The sequence below is a fragment of the Pantoea vagans genome (assembly GCF_004792415.1).
GTDB lineage: Bacteria > Pseudomonadota > Gammaproteobacteria > Enterobacterales > Enterobacteriaceae > Pantoea > Pantoea vagans.
Genome location: NZ_CP038854.1, coordinates 71,159 through 95,245, shown reverse-complemented (window position 1 = coordinate 95,245; position 24,087 = coordinate 71,159). Strand labels below are relative to the sequence as shown.

At 52.8% G+C, this 24,087-nt stretch carries 20 protein-coding genes and 1 pseudogene; 2 read left to right on the top strand and 19 right to left on the bottom strand.

Annotation, left to right across the window (positions count from 1 at the left end; genetic code table 11):
- Window positions 1–18 precede the first annotated feature (18 nt).
- Entirely contained in the window at window positions 19–1,791 is a 1,773-nt protein-coding gene (locus EGO56_RS19315) for a sensor domain-containing phosphodiesterase (protein WP_135910681.1), read from the bottom strand.
- Between the two features lie 152 nt (window positions 1,792–1,943).
- Entirely contained in the window at window positions 1,944–3,170 is a 1,227-nt protein-coding gene (locus tag EGO56_RS19310) for an FAD-dependent oxidoreductase (RefSeq protein ID WP_135910680.1), read from the bottom strand.
- 164 nt (window positions 3,171–3,334) lie between these two features.
- On the opposite strand from EGO56_RS19310, the gene EGO56_RS19305 reads away from it, so the two are divergent.
- Together EGO56_RS19305 and clcA are read left to right on the top strand one after the other, a co-directional pair.
- Complete coding sequence (locus tag EGO56_RS19305) at window positions 3,335–3,643, top strand: YicS family protein (RefSeq protein ID WP_135910679.1); 309 nt, start codon at window positions 3,335–3,337, stop codon at window positions 3,641–3,643.
- Between the two features lie 154 nt (window positions 3,644–3,797).
- A complete protein-coding gene (gene clcA / locus EGO56_RS19300) occupies window positions 3,798–5,126 on the top strand; it encodes a H(+)/Cl(-) exchange transporter ClcA (RefSeq protein ID WP_238349052.1) in 1,329 nt (442 codons plus the stop codon).
- 19 nt (window positions 5,127–5,145) lie between these two features.
- On the opposite strand, the gene EGO56_RS19295 is transcribed toward clcA, so the two are convergent.
- The 17 genes and pseudogenes from EGO56_RS19295 to EGO56_RS22745 form a co-directional block, all read right to left on the bottom strand.
- Window positions 5,146–5,670 (bottom strand): phenolic acid decarboxylase, encoded by a 525-nt coding sequence (locus EGO56_RS19295; protein WP_013196415.1) that lies wholly within the window; start codon window positions 5,668–5,670, stop codon window positions 5,146–5,148.
- Between the two features lie 160 nt (window positions 5,671–5,830).
- On the bottom strand, window positions 5,831–7,213 hold the full coding sequence (locus EGO56_RS19290; RefSeq protein WP_135910677.1) for a VasL domain-containing protein: 1,383 nt from the start codon (window positions 7,211–7,213) through the stop codon (window positions 5,831–5,833).
- Window positions 7,188–8,981, bottom strand: coding sequence for a DEAD/DEAH box helicase (locus EGO56_RS19285; protein ID WP_238349050.1), 1,794 nt, complete (start codon window positions 8,979–8,981; stop codon window positions 7,188–7,190). Before EGO56_RS19285 ends, EGO56_RS19290 begins: the two co-directional genes overlap by 26 nt.
- Before the next feature lie 223 nt (window positions 8,982–9,204).
- Window positions 9,205–9,654: a type VI secretion system baseplate subunit TssE gene (gene tssE / locus EGO56_RS19280; protein ID WP_135910675.1), complete on the bottom strand. Its 450-nt coding sequence runs from the start codon at window positions 9,652–9,654 to the stop codon at window positions 9,205–9,207.
- Window positions 9,654–10,199 (bottom strand): type VI secretion system lipoprotein TssJ, encoded by a 546-nt coding sequence (gene tssJ / locus EGO56_RS19275; protein WP_135910674.1) that lies wholly within the window; start codon window positions 10,197–10,199, stop codon window positions 9,654–9,656. The genes tssE and tssJ overlap by 1 nt, the downstream gene beginning before the upstream one ends.
- On the bottom strand, window positions 10,177–11,262 hold the full coding sequence (gene tssG, locus EGO56_RS19270; protein ID WP_135910673.1) for a type VI secretion system baseplate subunit TssG: 1,086 nt from the start codon (window positions 11,260–11,262) through the stop codon (window positions 10,177–10,179). The genes tssJ and tssG overlap by 23 nt, the downstream gene beginning before the upstream one ends.
- Complete coding sequence (gene tssF / locus EGO56_RS19265) at window positions 11,226–12,980, bottom strand: type VI secretion system baseplate subunit TssF (RefSeq protein ID WP_135910672.1); 1,755 nt, start codon at window positions 12,978–12,980, stop codon at window positions 11,226–11,228. The genes tssG and tssF overlap by 37 nt, the downstream gene beginning before the upstream one ends.
- 26 nt (window positions 12,981–13,006) lie before the next feature.
- On the bottom strand, window positions 13,007–14,602 hold the full coding sequence (gene tssA / locus EGO56_RS19260) for a type VI secretion system protein TssA (RefSeq protein ID WP_135910671.1): 1,596 nt from the start codon (window positions 14,600–14,602) through the stop codon (window positions 13,007–13,009).
- On the bottom strand, window positions 14,602–18,051 hold the full coding sequence (locus EGO56_RS19255) for an ImcF-related family protein (protein ID WP_135910670.1): 3,450 nt from the start codon (window positions 18,049–18,051) through the stop codon (window positions 14,602–14,604). Before EGO56_RS19255 ends, tssA begins: the two co-directional genes overlap by 1 nt.
- Window positions 18,038–19,114 carry a hypothetical protein gene (locus EGO56_RS19250; protein WP_238349036.1) on the bottom strand — a complete coding sequence of 359 codons (1,077 nt, stop codon included), beginning with the start codon at window positions 19,112–19,114 and terminating at the stop codon, window positions 18,038–18,040. The genes EGO56_RS19255 and EGO56_RS19250 overlap by 14 nt, the downstream gene beginning before the upstream one ends.
- Before the next feature lie 65 nt (window positions 19,115–19,179).
- Window positions 19,180–19,437: a PAAR domain-containing protein gene (locus EGO56_RS19245; protein ID WP_135911027.1), complete on the bottom strand. Its 258-nt coding sequence runs from the start codon at window positions 19,435–19,437 to the stop codon at window positions 19,180–19,182.
- A 32-nt stretch (window positions 19,438–19,469) separates the two neighbouring features.
- Complete coding sequence (locus tag EGO56_RS19240; protein ID WP_135910669.1) at window positions 19,470–21,773, bottom strand: T6SS phospholipase effector Tle1-like catalytic domain-containing protein; 2,304 nt, start codon at window positions 21,771–21,773, stop codon at window positions 19,470–19,472.
- Window positions 21,755–22,255 (bottom strand): Tli1a family immunity protein, encoded by a 501-nt coding sequence (locus tag EGO56_RS19235; RefSeq protein ID WP_135910668.1) that lies wholly within the window; start codon window positions 22,253–22,255, stop codon window positions 21,755–21,757. Before EGO56_RS19235 ends, EGO56_RS19240 begins: the two co-directional genes overlap by 19 nt.
- 39 nt (window positions 22,256–22,294) lie before the next feature.
- Window positions 22,295–22,795, bottom strand: coding sequence for a Tli1a family immunity protein (locus EGO56_RS19230; protein ID WP_135910667.1), 501 nt, complete (start codon window positions 22,793–22,795; stop codon window positions 22,295–22,297).
- A 39-nt stretch (window positions 22,796–22,834) separates the two neighbouring features.
- Complete coding sequence (locus EGO56_RS19225; RefSeq protein WP_135910666.1) at window positions 22,835–23,332, bottom strand: Tli1a family immunity protein; 498 nt, start codon at window positions 23,330–23,332, stop codon at window positions 22,835–22,837.
- A gap of 39 nt (window positions 23,333–23,371) precedes the next feature.
- Window positions 23,372–23,863, bottom strand: a complete 492-nt coding sequence (locus EGO56_RS19220) for a Tli1a family immunity protein (RefSeq protein ID WP_135910665.1) — start codon at window positions 23,861–23,863, stop codon at window positions 23,372–23,374.
- 39 nt (window positions 23,864–23,902) lie between these two features.
- Window positions 23,903–24,034 (bottom strand): annotated as a pseudogene (locus tag EGO56_RS22745) (DUF3304 domain-containing protein); the annotation flags it as partial.
- Window positions 24,035–24,087: the final 53 nt, after the last annotated feature.

Sequence of the window (24,087 nt, the reverse complement as noted above, 5' to 3'; positions counted from 1 at the left end):
GTGCTGCGGGCGGGTTGACTAGCGTGACTTCGGATAAAGCCAGTGTTCAATGTCGCTGGCTGGCAGCGGTTTTGAAAAGAAGTAGCCCTGAATCTGATCGCAGCCGTAGGTTTTCAGCAGTCCCAGCGTGGCTTCTGCTTCCACACCTTCGGCCAGCACGGTGTAATTCAGCTCTTTCAGCATCCCGATGATGCATCTGACGATGATTTTGGATGCGTCGTCCTCGCCCATACGCGAGATCAGCGATCGGTCGATCTTAATCACATCCAGCGGGATATCCTGCAGGTAGCTGATATTGCTGTAGCCAACGCCGAAATCATCCAGCGAGATCACAAAGCCATGCGATTTCAGCGCTTCCAGCCCTTTAATCGCCACATCGCTTTTGGTGATCAGTTCATTCTCCAGACACTCAATACCCATAATCGAATTTGGTAACTGTGCTGCCGCTAATTTCGCCACCAGCTGGTCGGCAAAATCAGGCCTGGCGAAGTCGCGTTCACTGACGTTAATCGAGACCGGAATCAGGTTGTAATCGCGATTCCAGCGCGCCAGTTGCTCAACCGCATGATCAATCACCCAGTTGGTCAGATCGGAGATCAGGTTGGTTTTACCCGCTAGCGGAATGAACTCTGATGGGAAGAGCTCACCCCGCTCAGGATGATTCCAGCGAATCAGCGCCTCCAGCCCTACCGTTTTACCGGTTTTGAGACACACTTTGGGCTGCCAGGCGAGATACAGCTCTTCATCTTTCTTCAGCGCCTGAGCCAGATCGTTCATGATCATAAAGTCATCGGTGCGCCGCGAGTCGTAACTCTCATCAAACGACATCGCACTGATGTTCTCATCAATCGCTTCATGTAGCGCACTGACGGCCTGACGCACCGTTTCGTTGGCATCCATCTGTCCCGGTACAAACTCTGTTTCGCCGGTAAAGACATCCAGATCGAGCGTGATATTTTCCGCCAGATCGGCCCGCATGCCGTTGAACAGATCGATTATGTTATGCGCTGAATAACGGCCTGAGTAGGGCTGCACAATGGCAAAACGGCCAGGGGCAAATGTGTAAAGCGTCTCGTTCTCCGGCAGATTGAGCCGCTGTGCGGCATCCTGTGCCATCTGCCTCAGCAATTTCTCCATCGGTGCAATGCCGACCGCGCGGGAAAGCTCATACATGCGAATAATGTCGAGACAGTCGATAAGAATCAGGCGAAAACGGCTGTGGGGCGCGGTAACAGTCAGTTGCTGCAGATCACGAATCAGCCGTGGCCGGTTCGGCAGATGCGTTATAACGTCGGCAAAACCCGCATTGTTCCAGGCATCCAGAAAAGAGGTCACCAGTGTGGCCAGTGAGCGCAGCGTAGCGAGTTTCTCATCCGCAAAGGGATGGGGCTGTGTATCGGTTACGCAGAGCGTTCCCAGCATCGCGCCGTCAAGGTTCTGCAGCGCCACACCGGCATAGAAACGAATATGCGGGTCGCCTTCCACAAAGGGGTGCGTCACAAAGCGTTCATCCAGCAGGGTGTCAACCACCACCAGATGCCCTTCACCATCTATAACGTGGCGGCAGAGAGACTCATCACGGGTCGATTGTTTAAGATCGAAGTTCCGTGCCGCTCTTATGTATTGATTATGATCGTCAATAATCGAAATGAAGCTGCCTGAAATACCCAGCACCTGACTGGCGAGATTCACGAATCTCTCCAGCACTTTATCCCGTGTTTCATCCGGCGACAAAAGTGCCTTGATCGCACTCAGACGTTTTACGTCGCTGCCATTTTGCTCGTTATGCACTGAAACCTCTCCTTTGCAGGCGCAAAAATCGAAAATAATTTAGCTTAAGAATGCTCAATTAGCGCCCAATTATCAGATAAATAGCGGCTCAATCTGACAGTACTTTCACAGTGAAACAGTGTCGCACGATATCTGATCGCTGTCGAAATCATTTAACGCGCTGACTTCATACGCGCAACTTGTGGCGACTCCGTTCTGAAGCCCAGACCGATCAGGCGACCCAGCACAAAACGCAGAAACGGCAGGCGATGGATAATCGCCGGAACCTTACTGCTGCCAGTGGATTTTCTTCTGGCTTTGTTGCGGCTCATTTTAATCTGCAGAAACTGCGTGGCGACAGTGGGGAACTGACGACGCTTCTGCACTTTTTCCAGATCGCGCAGCTGCAGTTCTCCCCGTTTCAGTGGGGCGGTAAGGAGATTCGCCGTCGCCACCGCATCCTGAATCGCCAGATTAACGCCAACACCGCCTATTGGCGACATCGCATGCGCAGCATCACCAATGCAGAGCACGCCAGGTTTCGCCCACTTATCCAGCCGGTCGATACGTATCGACAGCAGCTTAAACGCTTCCCAGCTTTCGATTTCCGACAGGCGCGTCGCCTCAAAAGGCGACACTGCCGCCACGTCTGCTTTAAACGCGTCGAGACCGGCGGCCTGTTTCGCCTCAAACTCCCCTTTCGGAATGGTCAAACCGCACTGCCAGTAGTCGCCACGATCGATAACGATGAAGTTCTGCTTCGGCCCTTTATGCCCCATGCCCAGCTCGGGATCCTGCGGCTGCTTACTTAAGCGGAACCAGATGACATCGCGCGCGGCGCCAAATTCCTGTCCGATCAGCCCGGCAGCTTCGCGCACGCGCGAATGGCGACCGTCCGCACCGACCACCAGTTTGCAGCGAATATGCAGCTGCTGATTGCCGCGTGAGGCCGTCACGCCGCTGACCGTGCCATTTTCTTCGATCAACGACTCGAAGGCAGTCGACAGCAGCAGGCTGAAGCCCGGATAGCGGGCACTCTGCTCTGCCATATAGTTCAGGAAATCCCACTGCGGCATGAAGGCAATAAAACGACACTGAACCGGCAGACGCGAGAAGTCGGCCATCGTAATGCTTTGTCCTGCAATTTCTGCCTCAAGCTTTTCGGCTCGCTGATGCGGCAGCGTCAGGAAAGATTCCAGCAGTCCGAGCTGATGCATTATTTCCAGCGTCGAAGGGTGGATAGTGTCTCCGCGAAAGTCGTGAAGAAAGTCAGCATGTTTTTCGATGACGACTACGCGCAGGCCTGCGCGGGCAAACAGATAACCCAGCATTAAGCCGGCCGGGCCACCGCCGACGATACAGCAGTCAGCGGTAAGAATTTCAGTGGAATGTGGCTGCATGTCAGCTCCCTGTCGCGCCAGTATTGCTATGATTATTGCGTCAACCGTGGCGACATTGCTGCACACGGTCGATGGTGCTGTGCTCAGGCTAATCACTCAATGCGATTAAACTCAACTGAAACTGCCGAAGAGCCTTTGCTGTCCTCAGCAGTCAGGAGATCATCATGAACGTGATCCGCAATACGCTGTTTATGCTGCTGTCAGTATGTCCCATGCTTGTGACCGCCGGGCCCTATGAAACGCTGCAGTTTACACTGCGTCAGCAGCAGATAACCGACGATCTGCGCCAGAAGTGTCAGTTACCGCCAGCCTTCTCCGATGAAAAACTGCGCCAGACGTTTCTCAATGACAGGCAGAACCTGCAACAGAATCAGCTCACGCTGACCGCCGCGGCTCAGGCGCTGAAAAACCAGGACAGCCCAGCCTACCGCGAACGCATGGCGCAAGTGGTTTGTCCACCGCAGACCGATTAACTCTTTTCCCGGCTGAAATTGATCCTGACGTTTGTTTTCACCTTATCACTCAGTAAACTGGCACGCTGGTCTGGTTGAACAAGAATGCCTCTCAATGAATGAAGAATCACCGCAGCCGGTTTATGTTCCCCGTTCCCTCGCGGCGCGCAGCCGGATGTTTCGCGCCCTGCTCTATCGTGATAAAACGCCGCTGGCGATGCTGTTTTGTGCCGCGCTGGTCGGTACGCTGGTCGGTCTGGCGGGCGTAGCGTTTGCCCGGGCCGTTGAAGCAATACAGCAGTGGCGCGCCGATACGCTTATCCCCGCGCAGTTTCAGGGCTGGATGCTTTACGCCGCCGCTTTTGCCATTTCGGCGTTGCTGGCGATGGTCGGCTATTTTCTCGTCAGACGCTTTGCGCCCGAAGCAGGTGGTTCCGGCATTCCCGAAATTGAAGGGGCGCTGGAAGAGCTGAGACCTGTGCGCTGGTGGCGGGTGATTCCGGTGAAATTTTTTGGCGGCATGGGCACGCTGGGTGCCGGAATGGTGCTGGGCCGTGAAGGCCCGACGGTGCAGTTGGGCGGCAACATTGGCCGCATGGTGATTGATGTTCTGGGGATGCGCAGCAACGAAGCGCGTCATACGCTGCTGGCAACGGGCGCGGCTGCGGGCCTGGCCGCCGCGTTTAACGCGCCGCTGGCCGGCATACTGTTCATTATCGAGGAGATGCGTCCGCAGTTTCGCTATAACCTGATTTCGATTAAAGCGGTGTTTACCGGTGTGATTATGGCGAGCATCGTATTTCGCTGTTTCAACGGCGAACAGGCGGTGATCTCCGTTGGCAAACTGGCTGATGCGCCAGTCCAGACGCTGTGGATGTATCTGGTGCTGGGTATGATCATCGGCATGGTCGGCGTACTGTTCAACCGCCTGATATTCATAACGCAGGATCTCTTTGCCCGTTTTTATGCCGGCAAAACGGCTCGCGTGGTGCTGGCGGGTGCATTGCTCGGCGGCGGCTGCGGTATTCTGGCGCTGCTGTTCGCACCTGGCGCAGGCGGCGGCTCAGAACTGATTCCGCAGGCGGTTCATGGCGTGTTCCCGTTCACCCTGCTGCTGCTCATCTTCATGGTCAGGCTGGTCACTACTCTGCTCTGTTTTGGCTCAGGTGCGCCGGGCGGTATTTTTGCGCCGATGCTGGCATTGGGAACGCTGCTCGGGACAGCTTTTGGGGTAGCGATGACGGATCTGTTCCCGTTGTATCATCTGGACGCGGGAACCTTTGCGATTGCCGGGATGGGCGCACTGTTTGCCGCTTCGGTAAGGGCACCGCTCACCGGGATCGTGCTGGTGCTGGAGATGACCGATAACTATCAGCTGATATTGCCGATGATTATTACCTGTCTGGGGGCAACGCTGCTGGCGCAGTTTCTGGGGGGAAAACCACTCTACTCATCCATACTGGCCCGCACGCTGGCACGCCAGGCTGAAGCGACCCGCCCATAGCGGCGGGTCGTACTATCAGTTACTTACCATCAAAATAGTCAGCAGGCATCTGCCCCGGTGCCTGATTGATGACTTCATCGTTATCCGGCCCTTCGTTTTTCATGTAAGTCACTTTCGCAAACTCAGGAATGATCACATAAGGATAGGCCGGGCCTTCGTCGCGGAAGCGGTGCATATCTTCAATGAAGTCATTCTGGTAGCAGATGGTTTTTTCCGGATGCTGACCTTCTCCGGCAATCCACTGCGGGAAGAAAATTGTCCCGTGAAGCAGGGTGCGATTCAGATCAAACAGCAGGCTGACGCAGGTGCCGGTGGGTTCATGCCAGTCAACTTTGTAGATGCCGGGCGCAAACTGCACTGCGTGCATTTTCTGATTAGTCACCCAACGACCGCCCACCAGCCCCTGATGAATACGGTAGTCACAGGTCGTTTCATTGCGGGCGTACCACTCGTATTTCCAGCCATTATCATAGGTATAGACAAAATGTGTGCCAACGAACTGAGACAGGTCGCTGGAGATATCTTCCGGAGATTCTGTAGACATTTTAACCTCTGTTAAATAGCGCGTAACCTATGCGCCGATGGATTTAATAAAAGCTAAAGCGCAATCAATCGATGAATATTGACTATGGCGCAGATTATCGATTTTGCCATAAGCGACCCGGCAGACATTTGATCCTCTCAGTGCTTATCGCTGTACACCATCACTCTGGCTGATTTTTGATCAGCGCATAGCGATTCAGCAGCTGAGTAAACTGCATATCAACCTGCGCCAGCTGTGCGGCTCTACCTGATGCGGCACTTTCTGACTGCCCCAGCTGATAAAGCTGCTCTTCAAGGGGAACTGAGCGGCTGAAGTTCTGCGTTATCGCGAACACCATCGACTTCAGCTCCGAGCCGGTGAGATACCTGCCTTTGCGCTCATCAAGCATATTCAGGCGGTGTGTCAGTGCCTGCAATCCTTCCATCCCCTGATGCCAGCCGGATAATGATTCTGTGGGTAGTGCATTTCCCATAAGGTACTGCTGCCACTGCGCTTTTAACGTCTCTGTTTCGCCAGGTTCAGCTCTGGTGGCGAGCACAAAGCCATATTCCTGTCGCCACAATGGCGGCAACTGCGCCAGCGTTGTCAGTGCGTGCGCATCGGCGATGGCCGGTACGGGACTGACCGGCTGCGGAGCGATTTTTTGCCAGCTCCACAGAGCGATCGCGCCCAGAACCAGCATGGTCAGCATACCCGCAGTAAAAGGCCGCCATGTCTGCCGGGGGGCTGATACCTGTGGTATCTCCGGGTTCACTGGCACCTGATCCGCATCAGCCGCAATAGAAGCAGGTTTTATGAAGGGTTCAGTGGCTTCATTACGGCTGATGGTCGCTGGCTCGATTCTGGCGGAATAATTAGGCTGCGGTGCTGGTTTTGCTGGGATATTCAAAATGTTAACGTTGTCGATGATTTCGGGCAGACGCTCATCGGGTTCAACCGTAACCGAAGCAGACTCTGCTGGCATTTCAGCTTCGTGGTCTGCCACAGGGATAACGCTGGCAGAGGGGTCACCCTGACTGGCGTACTGATTTTCAAGCCGGGTGGCTGCCTTTTGCATAAACAGAGCCAGCTCGGCTGTCTGACTGATATTTTTTAATTCCAGACGCTGCAGAAGATCACGCACATTGTTCAGGTATTTCTCTGCCTCATAAATCAGGGGCAGTTGCGCATATTCGAGCGTCAGTGTGCGCAATACAGCCTGCAGCCGTTGACTGAGTCCGGCAAGGATTTCCATCCGGGCATGGACAGGCCGGGGCCAGAGCGTTCCCCACTGCTGAGTCATCAGCCTGTCCAAAAGTGCCAGCCCCTGGTTCAGGCCCGCCATGCCCGCGAGTCGGGTTCGCGCCAGCGTGTACCAGCACAGAGTCTGCAGTTCCAGGCCGTTGTTGTGAAACAGCGAAAGACTCAATTGCTCAACGCGTGTCCAGTCAACATCAGGACGCGCCGGATGAGACAGCTTCGCCAGTTCATCGCGCAGCGCAGCATAATCCGCTAAGCCACGCGGGTCGCCGCCGGTTTTAAAGGTTTTTGCGGGGTTCACCAAAGGAAAGCTCCTGAAGATCCGTTTCTGAGAAATGTTTAAGGTGTTGGCTGATGCTATTTTGTTTGTAGAAAGTCACTAACAAGCCCCTGGTTGCCCGAGTGAAAGCAACATATAGCGCCGGGATAGCCTGTGATTCATTCTCAATAGCTTTGGGTACGAATGACGCATTAACAACCGCCACAAATGGAAATTCCAGTCCCTTACTGCTCTGGAATGTCAGCAGATGTACAGCATTTTCCCGATGTGAATAACATCGCTTTTCATGTGCAGTGAAGCTTGTTGAGGCAGGAATTTGATGCTTCATCATCAGTTCTAAAAGTGAGGCAGCAGAGAAGTGTGTAGGGCAAAGAATAGCCATTTCTCCCCAGTAGCCGGTATTCTCATAATTCCTTTTTAACCAGTTAATAACATATCGGGCCTCATCTGCTTCTGACTGGCACTGCTCAATAACAGGCACCTCTCCCTCATCCCCCCAGGCTTCCGGTAATACGAGGGGAATTTCCTGATTATGATTTCTGTCGAAGTAGTCGCGTGCAAAAGCGTAAGCAAAATTAAGAATAGAGCGAGGGTTACGATAATTAGCACGAAGAATCGATGTACGACCTTGCGCCTGAATACCTACACTCGCTAGCGAGAAGTTGAGCGCTTTTTCACGACGATAAAGTGTCTGAGCATCATCGTACATTAATAGCAGCGAGCGGCTGGTATTATCAAATAGTCGGGCAATCAGCGATAACCATGCAGGATCAAAATCGTGGCCTTCGTCGATGATGACTGCATCGTAACCTGCATCAGTTATCGCACCGTTCTCCATGGCTTTGCTCAAAGCCAGAAAACTATTTTCGAAGAACTGACCATTCGCAGGAACGGATATATGGAACTTATTCGTCGTGCTTCTGCACCATTCATGAAAGTGAAAGACATCTACTTTATGTGCCAGTCCTCGATCTGCAATGCATTCACGGATATAACTGGCCAGCGTGATATTAAAACAGAGAACTAGGACTGGGCGCATTGTTGTCTCAGCCAGATAGAGACAACGATAAATTAAGATGAGCGTTTTGCCGGAACCCGCTACGCCATGGATAACACGATGTCCTTCGCCCAGATTTCGTGCTAATAACTCCTGCTGGATATCCATAACGTGTTGCACACCGATGTTCTTTTTTTTTATCGGTATCGTGATTTCCGGGAAGAGATGGCGCCTCAGAATATCTCTTATCGCAGGCGTAATAGCAGGCCTGAATCTTGTAGTAAAAAGAGCGGAAATTTTGTTCCGAAATACTGATGCTTTGATCGACTCAGTCATTTCGTCCTGACAAATAGTTAATGATTGCGGGAATATCGCCTCAACCGCATCATCAGAGGATAATGAGTTGAGTTGCTGGCGCGTAATATTGGTAAATACCACGCCATAAGCCCACGCAATATTTAGTTTCCCCTGATATCGTCCCTTCTGCTGTAGAAGCGGATCACGTGACAACATGTCTGTGGTGGCATAGGCATATTCCCTGACCTGAGCCAGCGGATTGCTGACCTGTTTTTCTCCCTGACTGGTATTTATCGTCACTGTCTGCGGATCTGCATGACTTATGGTACTTAGTCGCCAGTCTTTGACTTCCAGAAAAATTAGTCCAAGAGAAGGATCAATGATGACAAAATCCGGATGCCGGTATTTTTTTCCTACCGGGAGATCATACCAGATCAGGCAATCTTCACTCAGATTAGTTTCCAGCCGTTGAGCTACTCTTTTTTCGCCATTAGTCATTCTCTCAGCACAAAGCGCCAGAGAGGTCATCAGTTTTGCCATAATCAATTTCCGTTATATCAACTGTTTTACCTGATGATATATTGACACGGTATTAAATGTTATTCAGCATAAGCCAGAAGCTATTTCCTTAAACTGCTAAAAATGAGTGTTAATTTTCAGTCTGAAATAACTCACATGCTTTCATTTCGTAATTATTCCTGAATGCAACAATTGTGAACATTCACATTTTATTATCCAGGAAATGCTGCTGCCTCAGATGACGCAATAAAACACGTCCCTCTGGCATAAACTCTGTGCCGTAGCGCACCAGTCCCAGACCCTTCAGTTCGGCATCAATCGCGTAGCGCAACTCTCCCGGCTGGGTCTGCTCAAGCATTACGACCTTAATCGCCTTCAGGCGTGGCTCATATTTAAGCAGCACCTCTGAAAGCGTATTCATCAGCTGGTGAGCGGTACCCGGCATCCCCTGCAGAATTTTGGTCATATCCGGCAGACCGTAGTCGGGCAGATGCGCAAGTGTACCCGCCCGGCAGTTGAGGATGCGTTGCATATTGTCCAGCACCGACAGAATCACCTGATTCTCTTCACTGACCTGTTGCAGATCGAGCCCGCCGGTAAAGTTACCGTAGAGAATCTCGTATAACGAGGCGCTATTGTGTCCCTGTGGCATCACTTCTCCTTGACGGGTTGCAGCATCAGCTGATTGTCACCGGCTTCGATAATGCGCGGTTTGTCGGGATCCAGCTCCTCACGCTCAAGCACCCATTTCCAGTGGTTATTTACCATGTCCGGATGACGGAAAAGCCCGACGACGGCAACGAAATTTGCCTCAGGCTCCATTGGCATATCCAGACTCGCTGCGCCGCCGGGTTTCAGCACCACATCCCGGCTGGCCAGCAGATCGGCTTTAAGAAGGGTATCGCCCTCTTTCAGTAACTGCTGATAAACGGATTTATCAAAGGCTTTACGATCCTTCAGTTGATAAATTCTTACCACCACCGATTCTGACAGCGAATTATTTTCGCGTGCATCAGTGTTCAGCGCTTCACGGGCAGTGAAATCCAGATGCAGAGTTTTAATTTTTTTGTAAAACACAGCGGTGAATGCTGATTTGGTGCCATCGGTGACGGTCTGCGTCAGGCCACATCCCGTCAGGCTGATCGCCAGTAACGGCAGCAGCCAGCGTCTGTTTTTAATCGAACTTGTACGTAACACGTCTATTCCCTTGTTGTGGTATAGCCGGCTGCAGACCGGTGTAATAACCCAGTTCCGTGGTGTAAAAAGAGGGGATGTCGTGCAGGCTCTCCTCACTGTCAGCGCCCAGCACACCGTTCATGCCCAGCCAGAAAGATCCTTCGCCCAATGGCGGCGCAATCAGCAGACGCGTGCTGAGCGTCAGGGTTATTCGGGCTTTAAAACGCCAGCCAAGATAGACCCGCAGCATGATCAGAAAATCCTGCCAGAGCAAACCGTCCGGCTTCCAGCCCTGTGCTTCCTGCTCATTCTCTGTTATCAGCGCAATCAACAATTGACTGTTCGCATCCATGGCTTCCTCACCCAGCGATGAATTACCGTCGAGCAGGAAATCATCCTCGCCGTAAAAACCTAATGGCTGACTGATTTCAATCGGTCTCAGACAATAGGGACTGACACTGACGCGCGTTTCTGGTGCCAGCAGTGTCACCAGCGCCTGGATGCCCTCCTGCGTTTTCCCTGGCTGACGTAAAACGCCGAGCAGCGCCATAAAGCGTGAAACCGGGGTGGCAATGTGGTTCGCCGTGCCGGGAATTCCCAGCCCCACCAGCCCTAACAGTGATTGCGAAATAGTGTCTGTGCCGCCTGGCTCAAAGGTGGCGGGATAAGAGTATTTGCGCCAGATACGATAAAACTGCGTCAGGATGCGATGGCTGAAGATATCCAGAAAGCCCTGTAACGCCTCGTGGCCTTCGCGGCGTTGCGTAATGTCATCCAGGTAAGTTGTGGGCAGCGGAGAATCGACGCCATACAGACCCATGAAGGTGGTGCGTATCAACGGCGGTTTGCTTTCATCTTCCTCATCATATTCAACGCTTTTCAGCTCGGTGGATGGAAAACCCATCCCCGGATGCGGACAAAACCGAACCGGATCATCTGAAGGGTGGCTGGTCGATCCTATAAGCGGCTTATCCGGCTGGCGCTTCTCAAGCAGCTGGCAGAAGCGGTAAAAATTCATTCGGTGAAGATCGGCTTCCAGACGTGACGTCAGCCGGGAATGCGTCGGTTGTGCTTCTCTTGCCATTCCAGGCGTTCTCCGGTGGGTTGCAGGATGATAATGAGACGGTTAAACAGGTAGATATCGGTGTAGAGCGCAAAAAACCGGCTCAGCATTTCACCAAACAGGCAGATGTCTCCCCGCCCGGCAAAACCGTGGCTATCCAGCGTGACTTCAATCTGAACGCCGCGCACCAGGTAGCCCTGTTTAAAACGTTCTGTCTCACTGTGCTTTACCTCGGTGATCGCTTCCAGACGGCGGCGATTCATCTCGCTGTGCGTCCATTCATAGAGCGCCAGCGTGCCGCGCAGCACTTCAGCGTTATCCATCATCGAAAGAAAACTGCTGCCAAGATGGCTCAGTACCCGCCAGTGAAAACGGTCCTGGGCCGGTGGATAGCATGGCAGCGTTGGCGCGCAGAGATTCCGCACCGCGATGCTGGCCGAGGTGGTCTTCATCACCGTATCCAGCACAGTGCTCTGCAGCGCCCGCCGGGGTAACTGACCATTCGTGCCGGTGAGCGTCAGCGACAGGCTTTCATCTGCCGGCACCGTGTGATTGTCAAAAGCTTCTCCACCGAGGATCAACCAGGTGTTATGCAGCCCGGAAGGGCCACGGCGAACGCGGGTATGGTAGTAATACTCCGGCGCCTGGTGACGCATCATGCCGCCTTTATGACGAAAGCTGGAGAACGGCACATAGGTGTGCTGACTGGATGAGATTACCGAGTCCACCGCGTAGATCTCGGTATGGCCATCCTGCACGCGCATCGGACGGAGCATATATTCAGTCTGCAGTGAGTTGAGCGTGAGGGGATCGGACTCCAGCGGAAAGAGGTTAATCACCGGGACGCAGTTCAGACGCAGATGCTTTTCCGTAAAGCTGAAGTCATGATCCCAGCGCTCAGCAAGCACCACGTCGATTTCAAACCAGCGTAGTCCGGCCGGAAAGCTCACGGTCTCCAGACCGCGCAGGCCGGTGAACATGAATTTTTCGCGAAAGGTAAAGTACTCCAGCAGCAACTGATAACCGCTGAAACTGCTGCTGCCTGTCGGCCACAGCGTGTCATCTTCGCCAAATCCCTGGGCGGTGAAATGTCCTGCCAGGGGTTTTGCGTCTGTATCGCCAGGCAGTCTCAGCCACATCCGCGCCACATTCATGGTAAAGGCTTCATGCATGGCACAGGCCAGTGGCGCGTCGGCATTGAAGTACAGTGAAACAGAGTGGAGGTCGATACTGCTCCAGTCGGCAAGATCGCTGCAGTTAAAACGCAGCGTGACAACCGAGCGACCCTCAGAATCCGTGGTAAGACGGGCTTTCTCCAGCGACAGCGGCTGAAGATTGATCTCTTTGGTAGTGGTATAACGGCAGCGCGTTCCCTTCTCGCCAATGGGTCGCGAATTTACCTCAAAACCTTTCGCGATGCGCATCGGCTCTTTCATTTCGCGCCAGTCCGGGGTGAATTCGACCACCGACATTGATGGAATGGTGCGCAGATAGTGCGGCCACAACAGACTGACCAGACCTTCGGTCAGCTCCGGTAAATCATCATCCAGCTTTTCACGCAGCCGCCCCATCAGGAAGGCGAAACCTTCAAACAGACGTTCCACATAAGGGTCACGTGCGCCCGCTTTATCAAGGTTGAGCATCGCCGCCTGCTCAGGATGAGCTCGGGCGAACTCTTCACCCGCTTCCAGCAGGTAACGCATTTCGGCGTCATAATAACGCAGGGTTAAATCATCCATAAATTTTCATCTTTCAGGTTGGTGTATCAGCTGCACAGCACCGCAGCACGCGCCGGGTCAAGAGCAATAAGCCCGGAAAGCAGCGCCTCCATTTCTGGCTGCAGACGGGACCTGTCCGCCTCACTTCGCCCGGCTTTGCCACGTAGCAGTTTTAATCTGCGCGCTTTGACTTCAAACATCAGTTCCGGCACCCACTGTCCGAGCGTGAGTTTTCCGGCACTGCTATCCAGTTCACCCAGCAGGTGAAGCGCCATCTCGTTTTTACCGCACTGCTCGCTGACGCGCGCCATCAGCAGGCGCTTCAGCCACTGATCGCGTGATGAGGTGTATCCTGGCTGCATCTGCAACCAGCTAAGGGCAGCTTCCATCCCTTCGCTGTCCGCTCTGGAGAGCATTTCAGGCTCCAGCGTCAGCACATCATCCGCGCTGATCACGGTGGCGTTAACCGGCTCATCTTTCCATCCATGAAGATCTTCCAGCACGTTTTCGTTAATCCATTGCAGCGTCACGTCGTCCGCAAAGGGTGTGCCATCATTGAACGTCAGGGCTTCCAGTCCGGGTAAGCGTGTCAGTAAACCTTTCAGGTCACGGCAGAGGATGTCTGCGCGAACCGTATCCGCATCCAGTTTTGTCAGCGCCTGCCAGGCGTACCACTGCACATCCAGCCACAAGTGATTGACTCCCTGTTCCAGCAATGTGTCGGTATGCTCCAGCAGCTCAGACCAGCTTTTCTGCAGCCAGAGCCGTTTGAGATGTGCTTTATTGTCAGGTTTTGGCGGGGTCAGTCGGGTACGTTCGGCGGCATCAAGCGGAGGAAGTTCAGTTAAGGTGTCCCAGCGAACACTTTTCAACAGATGATGCCCCGCCAGCCACCCACCGGGTTGATCCCGCAAATATTTAGCCAGCACTTTCGCCTGATCGAGCAGGTCACGCCCGGAAGTAACGGTGTTCATCACCGGGGCTTCAGCAGTGGCTGAGGCCACAACACCACTTTCTTCACGGCTGGTCTGCGGCACCAGACTGTTGGCTCCGCCACTCTGCACCAGCCGGTTATCCAGCGCCTGATACAAACCGGCTAATTCGGGTCTTGCCGCCTCGTCAAACGTCAGGAATGTCTGCTCAGCGAGCACCAGCGCTACTGTTATTCGCTGCATCACAGCCATGTCCACTTCAGGATAGAGCGAGAGGCTATCCGTCACGCGACTGCTGCTCAGCCAATCCAGAGCAGATTTCCGGCTGCGCTCGCGTTGTGGATGCAAAGCGGCACCATATCTGTCCAGCATCGCTGCCAGTAGCTCAAGTCCCTGAGCAAATCCAGTTTCACCCTCCTGATGCAGACGTGCCCAGGCGTAGAAAGTCAGTACGCGCAGGTCTTTGCAGGTCGTTTTCAGCAGTTTTTCGGCCAGCTGGCAGATGAGTGTCGTATCGATCCCTGACAGCTTGTTGACCTCTTCGCGGATATGCTGAAAATCATCGTCATAGCCCGGATCCTCTCCGGCTCCCTGATTACTGTCGAGAGGAATCAGCCAGCTGTCCCACTCTGCACTGCGCATGCGTGCTTCAGCCAGTGCGCGCTTTTCATCTGCGCCACAGGCGTGAAGAATGTTCTGTAATGTGGCCATTATTCCGTTCCATCCATGGCAAAGTTATCGGTGCTGGTAAGTGCCTGAGCAGCCGCAGAGGCATCCACGCTGAAGATTTGTTCCGGTAAAGTGAAGTCCCGCAACGCCAGCAGTGCCAGCGGTCCTTTCCCCAGCTGGGAGCGCAGCACCCACTGTAAGGTGAGTCCATCGGGTGCGGTGAAGCTCATCATCCACTGGCTGCGATCAATCTGCTGACGCTTGCCCTCTGCCAGCCAGCGGATAAAGCCCCACGTACCGCCGTAGTCGCCGAACAGACGCGCACCTGCACTGGCTGAGGTCCAGGTCAGCATAGTGCCCAGCTTAAAGGTATCGCCCGGCCAGCGAAAGGAGTGCCAGTCGGCCATCTGGTTAAAATAGTGAAGTTGCTGTCCGTCAATCGTTAACTGCGTCTCGACGACCTGCGCGGCCGGACGCGCCTGCAGTTCAAAGCTGATCCCCTGACTGCCGTCAGTAAACAGAATGTCCGACAGCTGACTCAGCTGATTCACAGCCCGCAGGAAGGCCGGATTAAAGGTCAGCCCCTGGCTGTGTGCGGTATCCGGCACCCACTGACTGCCCTCTTTGTGCAGTACGCCATTCAGTTCCGTGGTGAGGAATCTGTCAATGCGACCGGTGTCCTTACGGATAAATTCAGCCAGCATGGGTAATGATGCATCGCTTTTAGCGGCTGCAAACGGGAAACGACCATCAAAAGCGGTGTGCCAGTTCGCCACCACTGAGCGGCTCCAGCGGTCATTGAGGCTGGCTGCCGAGGGTTGCAGTACCGTCTCCCACGCCTGCGTCAGCGGCTGTACAAACAGCGTGTTGCCAAAGCCGCTCCACTCTTCACCGAGACTGGCTGCCACGAGGCTTCCATACTGCTGGGTATCGGTCAGATCCACACTCTTGCCCTGGAATACGGTCTGCGCCAGCGTCTGCATCATCTCCTGCGGATCGGAAGCACCCGCGACCTGTTGCAGGCGCAGGCGAACGCGTGTGATACGGGTGAGATAAGTCTGCAGACTCAGTGTGCTGTCCGCTGACATCACGTTGCTGGCTCGGTTTTTTCCCATCAGCGTCAGTAGTGGTCCGAAGGTGTCATCAAGCGGCCCCTGTGGCCCGACAGCACTTTGATCGATCGCCGGTTTGTCTTTATTGCCCATCAGATCTTTCGCTGACTTAATAATGGAATCTGACAGTCCGGCACTTTTCTGCCCGGTCTGCCCCTGCCAGGCCAGCGTGTTCATCAGCGCGATCAGCGGTGACTGACGGACATCACTCATCAGCGTCAGCTGATCAGTCACATCTGCAATGCTGTTCGCCGGGTTCCAGCGCAGGCTATTGAGAAAGCCCAGCCAGCTGCCGGCAAAATCGGTGAAGTAACGTTCTGTCAGACGGGCTTTGAGCGCGTCAGGCGACAGATCGGCAGAGACCGTTTTCCGGCTGTCACTCAGCACCCAGTCAATTTCATCCCGCCTTGAGTTCGCCGCTTTCTCAATCGCCTGCTGAATACCCCCTTCCCACGCCTGACGGGTAAATATGCCGGGTACGACATTCTCAGTGGTGAAGAGACGGCGGGCCTCGGTTCCGCTGGTCATATCGTCCAGCGAGACATCGGCAAAATTGCGGCGCACTGACCTGAGCATGTTCTGATAGAGGGTGCTTTCCGCATTGCGACGTCCAATCTGCTGCAACAGCACCTGACGGCTTTGGGCGACCAGATGAACATCGGGGGTGATCTTCCACTGCGGCTGATGGGGCAACTGAGACATATAAAATGCCCACAAATCGGGCGACAGGCTTTGCCATAATGCGGTTGAGATACCGCTTCGCGTCGGCTGAACTGTTTTCATGGTTTGCGCATAGAATGCGCCATCGGTTTTATCCGGCCGCGCCATCATCAGCCAGGCCTTCAGCTGGTCGTAGCCGGGTTTAGCCAGTTGCGCACGCTGGTCGCTCTCCGGTACTGAATTCGCCAGCGCAGCGAGTTTTTCTGTCAGCGCTTCACTGGCAGGATCGCGCATCAGACGGTTATTCGCGACACCATACCAGGGGAGCATAGCGCTCAGCAGCGGCTGATTATGGTCAAGGCCAAAACGCTGATACCAGGGCGAGCCGTTCTGAGTATGATGCTGCAGACGACCGGCATCGTTGCGTAAGTCATGCAGGGCGGTGAGCTGGTCATCGGACACCGCGGGATGTTCAGCCAGCGCATGCGCTTTAGCTGCTACGGATGAGATCTGCCCGTAGTTCAGCGCAAAGGAGAGCAGCAATCCCACACCCCACACACTGATAAGTATCATGATGGCCCATGACAGCGATTGCTCCCAGGCCATACCGACACGGCGACCTCGCAGGCGACCGCAGTCGTTGATCACGCCCTGCCAGAAGGCGGGAAACGTTAGCGCGTGAGGGTGTGAAGGCATAACAGGATTTTTTGCGAAGCGGTCAACTGAATGGTCAGTGTCCGGACCGCCCTGAGCGATCGGGCTGAACATCAGACCGCGTAGCGGCACGCGCTTCTGCGCGCCATGGAGCCAGGGTGTCAGGCGTGACGCCCAGTGTTTGCTCTCGCCCTGTTCAAGTTGCTGAGCAAGGCGTAACAGAAAATCATGCTGTCGCTGCTCTGCAATCTGCGAAAGTCCCTGTTCACGCAGTTGGAGCAGCAGCTTATCCAGCCGGGCTGAAACATCCTCTGGCATCGCCCGTACCGGCAGGGTGATACCGACAGACTGCGACTGACGCCCGGCCTGTGACCAGTCACTGCCGCATAACTGCCATATCCAGACCGGCGCAGAATAGCGCAATGCTTCGCCGATTTTCTCCAGCCCGCGCAGATCGTTATCGCTGAGCTGCGGCGTGAGGCTCTGCGCTTCATCCAGCACGCGGATGATGCCATCCAGCGGGCGGCCACGACGCAGTTTACGCAGCGCGGTGTATTTTTCGGTGTCGATGTCGGTGAGGCTGCTGCCGTAAATCAGAACGGTGCGGTTGCCTTCGAGCCACTGATTTTGTTTGAGGCCGGGGACGAGGTGTTCGATTGCGGTGTCGTCGCCGGTGACCAGCAGGAGTCGGATTTTGTAAGGCCAGAAAAAGGTATAATGCTTGCGCAAATAATGCCTGATATTTTCTGGCTCTGTCTGTTGCTGTCTTTTCCCGTTTCCCCTGGTCTGATCGCCAGCGTTCGAGGCTTGCTTTACGCTATTCATCAACCACAGCTGAATGGCTAAAAAGCCCAGAAGGGTAATGCAGACCAACGCGATCCATATAATGCCAGCGCCAATTAATATCGTCTGGATAACCGGCCATTCAGTTGAATTACCTTCAACAAAAAACCAGTATCCCAGACCACCTAATAATACAATCAGGGTGATAGACACGATGGCAAGAACAGCAGTAAAAGCGACAGAAATACTTTCGCTGGTTTTTTTGGCTTTATCCTTTTCCATAAGGCATTACAATTCCAGATGTAAGAGTATGTTGGGGATCCGTCGCTATCCAGCCGCAGGATTTTTCCAGATATTGAGCATGAATAGCCGCGAGGGAAATAACTACGAGCGGCTCAATAATGTCTAATTCCCCCCAATATTCATCCTGAAGATGTTGAGTTATATTCCAGCCACTGCCTGTAAGTTCAGAAAGTTCAGAAAGTTCAGAATGAGAAAATAAAATTGCGGCTTCCGGTGCCCCCTTAATTCCACTTTGTCTTTGCGCCCGTTCACACACCTGCGCCAGTGATTCCGGCGCGTCTGAATCATAAAACTCTCCACGCGAAACCAACGCTTCTCCATCAGAGCCTGCAAACCATAATACAGCCGCTTCACCGGCTGGCTTTATGCCGTCCGCCGACAAAGGCTCTGAGTGACATCCGGCAACCAGAAAGCGGCTCCCGTTATCATCTGAATGTAAAAGGGCTGCAATTTCAGACAGGCTCTTTTCACCCTTCCATGGCTCAGGCGTGTCAGGAAGAACGATCTCAGGTAGCTGAATTTTTGCCTGCGTCAGAAACGCCTGCCAGGCATTTTTAGTCCCCAGCCAGTAACAGCGCTGCGGTGAGGCGACAGCCGGGTTTTGTCGCTGGTTTTTCCATTGCAGGACCAGAGAACAAGCCAGTTGCTGTTCACGGATAACGACATCATCGGAAAAGTTTCGCGCAATACGTAATGCTTTTCCCGATGCTTCCTGTCGCTTTGCAGGTACAGGTTGTTCACATTTAAGCAGGCGGATCCAGTCATCGTGTTCAGAACCCGCCGGGCCAATCAGAACAACGTCCTTCAGAGCAAAGGTTCTCTGATGTTCTTGCCACCACAGGCTATGCTGATGATTAATTAACGCCTGCCACTTTAATGCGTTATGAGCGGAAAAGCGGTAATAAAGAAGGCGGCACAGCCATAACATCCCGAGGATTGACGCGGTGATAAACATCGCTGCGATAATTTCGCCGCCACCCGAATCAGCCTGCCTGAATAGCACTGTTCCACCTGCGGAAATCAACATCAACAGTGAAGTCATCCCCAGCCATCGCTTGCTGGCAGGGGGTTTTGCCGTCTTATAAAGAGGGAAATCAGGTGCACTTCTCACTGCGCAATACCACAGTCTGGAAATGAACTCACCAGCGTACAGCCGCAGGCACAGTGATGACCATGTAACGCAACCGGCTGCCCATCAACCTTTGATAGTGAGCTGCCTTCAGCAATGGTAGTAATACCGTGTCTGTTGCATCGAACTGCATCACCTTTGGTGGCAATCCCTTTACCGAAGCAGAGGTAATGCCCGCCCAGCACCAGACCTCCATACTCCTGTAACGTGTCCCCCTGACGTATGACATATTTCATCATGCTTCCTTTACTCAATGAGCATTCCTGGCTCAGATAATTCGGGCACCCGACGCCTTTAGATGGGTATGGGCTGCAGTGAGCATTTCCTGATGTTCAGTGGCAATGATTTGCGACTGCTGCCTGGCGGCCATTTGCAGTGGTGCATTGTCTGCAGGTAACATCGCTGACGGCGAGAGGGTCTGTACCTGACCATTCGCCAGATCTCTGACACTGTGTACGTCAGAGAATGTTTCGCCCTCTCTTCGGGTTTCGACTCTGTACTCAACACGGTCTGACGTGGATGTCGCACCCACAACTTTGCCGTTCACAGAAATAAGCTGAAGTTTTTTATTGGCAAAATCACCAAAATAGATCATACGGTAGCGAAAATAGCCGGCCCATAGCTCTCTGCCACCTAACGCTTTTTGCATAAACCAGGCTCGTGAGTCGTGGATATGGTCATCGTAAAATGCCAGCAGTTCCGCACCCGGAAGCGTACGGATCCCCGCACCCAGACGATTAGTGAAGAGGCGGATGTAGCGATAATCGCCACTGTCTCGCATCTGTTCATATTCTGCTTTTTCGTCGTCACCATTGAGCAGATAGACAGGAGCTTTGGGGATCACATCCAGCAAAATCTGCAGGGATTTGTCTATAAAGTCGCCATTGATATCGCGATACCAGTTACGGTAATCATGCTCAAACTCGCGCGCCGCTTCGCGTAACTGATACTGACTGTTTTCAGGTTCATAATCGGGCATGCCTGGCATCATCTGATCCTGCCAGTTGGGCTGTCGGCGATCGACCTCCTTGCGACTACGGATGAGAGCCTCTTTTTTCCTGTTGTATTCTTTCTCATTTTTGTCAACTTTGTCATCAGGCAGCTGCGGCGCATGCTTGTAAAACTCTCGAGTTAGCAGACTGTTATGCGCATAACGACCAATGCGCCAGGCAGTAATCCATCCCATCTGGCCGATGATCGCGCTCTCCAGCACCTGCGGAAGCTGGCAAGGGTGATAACCGGTTTCGCCTGGGGGCGATTCATGGCCTGGTGCGTTATTTATCAGCGTCTCGCGCCAGATATTGAAGCGGCTAATTAGCTTTGGAGAAATAGCAAATTCACTTATCGAATCCTGCGGCATATACCTTGATGGTTTAATGTCTTCAATCAGAGGGGTAATAAGTTCTGGCGAAACCGTTAGCGGCGCTCCAGCGTCAAAAGCAGCAAGATAGAGATCGTGCAGGACAATCTGCGACAACAGCTCTCCCGTTCCACCTCTGGATTTACCCTGATCCAGTGGCGGATAGCCGCCGCCCACATCAGAGTGCATACCTGGATAGACCACTTCCAGAGTATTGGCCGGATAGCTGCCTTCCGGTCGTCGGACCGAATCCAGCGGGAAGCTGAGCCGCTGTTCATGGGCGGCAATAAAGTGGCGACAGCAGCGAATCAATCCGGGAAAGCGGGTCTCGTCGGGCAACTGCTGAGTGCCGCTTGCCCAGCCCATATGTCCGGTTGCGCCAGGAGCAATATGAGCAATGCCCACCGAGGGCACAGTATCCAGAAGCCCAAGAAATTCTATGCTCACCGGCAGTCCCAGCAGGCTCATGTCGGGCTGACCGCCATCTGGCGGCATGGCAAATAGCTCTGTCAGCCAGTTGACAAAGGTACGTGCCTCGGCAGCACCACGGGAAAAACCATAGATAAACAGTTTAATATTGAGTAAATGCGGTCTGGCTTGCTTCACCTGATTTTTCAGCGGTGTCAGTAATCGTTTAATTGCATTACGCCGGTTCACTTCACCCGTCACCGGCCAGTGAGCGCGCATATCGGGCAGCAGGCCACGGGCAACACTATCATCCAGACGCTGGTGCGTTGGCGTAATGGCATACATCAGAGCATCGACCAGACGCAATAGCGCCCAGTTGATGCGATCCTCTCCTCCAGCGGCAAACGCCAGACCATCGAGGCTGTAGTCAAATTCATTAATTTTTGGAAAGGGCGTACCTACACCGGGAATATAATAACGGAAATAGCCTTTATCTTCGGCGTCCTGATAAGTTGCATGAAAAAGTCTGGCAATATTTGTCGGATGAGGTGGTCTGGCAACGTTGGTATCATTTTCTTCATTATTTCCGGTACCATCAAAAAACAAGCTGATATGCAGGCTCTGACTGCAGGTAAACCCGAGACGATGACCAGCCTGTTCACTCAGTTGATTTTTAAAATCATCTGCTTCCCGGATTTGCTTTTTATAATTAGCATTCACCTGTTCGGGTGTCAGTTGCAGACGGCCGCCTTCCGGAAAAATGGGCGGCGCCCAGCAGGGTAATCCTAATCCTGTTTTGGACATTGTGCCGGTTCCTTCATATTCAGTGGTTCCTTGATGGGGTAAACAGTCGAGCCAAACCCCTGGCAGACTGTGGTGACCTTAACCTGATTGCAGGGCAGGATATGGATGCTAATTCCGCACCGCTCTTTTCCATATTGTGGAATATCAACTACAGCGGTATGCGTCTGATAATTAGCGGCATGGCGCGCATAGGCCTCTTCTTCGTACCCAAAACCTCTTTTCTTCATAGGTATATCTTCATCAGGATTTGGATCGACTTCCCACTCAATACGGGCTTTAAGCCCAGGCGTCCATTTTATGGGTAACATAATGCAGCAGCTATTTCCTGTTAAGCGCCCTCCGTAGCCGTTAACACTAAAATGATTAATGCCGTGTTGCGTGTGGTTAAATCCGCGGATATCCCCGGCGGTATAATCGCCATCGCCTGCATGTGAGCATCCTGAAATAGACACTATTGTTATAGCCAGAATCAGCCATCTCATCTTTTATCTCCTGAAGTGATTGTTAAATCCTGTTCCTGACTATACTGGACAATGGGCAGGCTCTTTCATATTCAGCGGCTCTTTAATCGGATATCCCGGCGTGCCATAACCCTGGCAGACTGTGGTAACTTTAACCTGATTGCAGGGCAGAAAATGGACGCTTATTCCACAACGCTCTTTTCCATATTGTGGAATATCAACTACAGCGGTATGCGTCTGATAATTGGCGGCATGGCGCGCATAGGCCTCTTCTTCGTATCCAGAGCCTCTCTTCCTCATAGGTATATCTTCATCTGGATTAGGATCAACTTCCCACTCAATACGGGCTTTCAGACCGGGCGTCCATTTCATGGGTAACATAACGCAGCAGACTCCTCCACCTAGTCCTGAAGCACCATAACCATTCACCTTGAACCAGTTAATTGTCTGCCCTGAAACATGATTTTTAGCACGAAGGTCTCCGGCGGTATGATCGCCACCTCCCGCACGGGAGCATCCTGAAGTAAATAGTATTGTCACAGCCAGAATCAGCCATCTCATCTTTTGTCTCCTGAAGTGATTATTAAATCCTGTTCCTGACTATGCTGGACAATGCGCAGGCTCTTTCATATTCAGCGGCTCTTTAATCGGATATCCCGGCGTGCCATAACCCTGGCAGACCGTGGTGACCTTAACCTGATTGCAGGGCAGAAAATGGACGGTTATTCCGCAGCGTTCTTTTCCATATTGTGGAATAGCAACTACAGCGGTATGAATCTGATAACTGGCTTTAACTTCCTTTTCCCACAATAAATACTTTTCCCAGTTTTTATACCCAGGAAACTTTGATGCTGTCATTGGATCAACTTCCCACTCAATACGGGCTTTCAGACCGGGCGTCCATTTCATGGGTAACATAACGCAGCAGACTCCTCCACCTAGTCCTGAAGCACCATAACCATTCACCTTGAACCAGTTAATTGTCTGCCCTGAAACATGATTTTTAGCACGAAGGTCTCCGGCGGTATAACCGCCACCGCCTGCATGTGAGCATCCTGAAGTAAATAGTATTGCCACAGCCAGAATCAGCCATCTCATCTTTTATCTCCTGAAGTGATTATTAAATCCTGCTCCTGACTATGCTGGACAATGCGCAGGCTCTTTCATATTCAGCGGCTCTCTAATCGGATATCCCGGCGTGCCATAACCCTGGCAGACCGTGGTGACCTTAACCTGATTGCAGGGCAGGAAATGGACGCTTATTCCGCAGCGCTCTTTTCCATATTGTGGAATATCAACTACCATAGTGTGAATTTGAAAACTACTCTCGAGTTCATCCTTCCATTTATTAAACTTAATCCGATCACTATATCCAGGAAATTTTGATGCTGTTTTAGGATCAACTTCCCACTCAATACGGGCTTTCAGACCGGGCGTCCATTTCATGGGTAACATGATGCAGCAGCTATTTCCTGTTAGGCGCCCTCCGTACCCGTTAACACTAAAATGATTAATGCCGTGTTGCGTGTGGTTAAATCCGCGGATATCCCCGGCGGTATAATCGCCATCGCCTGCATGTGAGCATCCTGAAATAAATACTATTGTCACAGCCAGAATCAGCCATCTCATCTTTTATCTCCTGAAGTGATTATTAAATCCGGTTCCTGACTATGCTGGACAATGCGCAGGCTCTTTCATATTCAGCGGCTCTTTAATCGGATATCCTGGCGTGCCATAACCCTGGCAGACCGTGGTGACCTTAACCTGATTGCAGGGCAGAAAATGGACCGTTACTCCACAGCGTTATTTTTCACATCGTGGGATAGTAAATACTAATAACACTAACCGTGCTA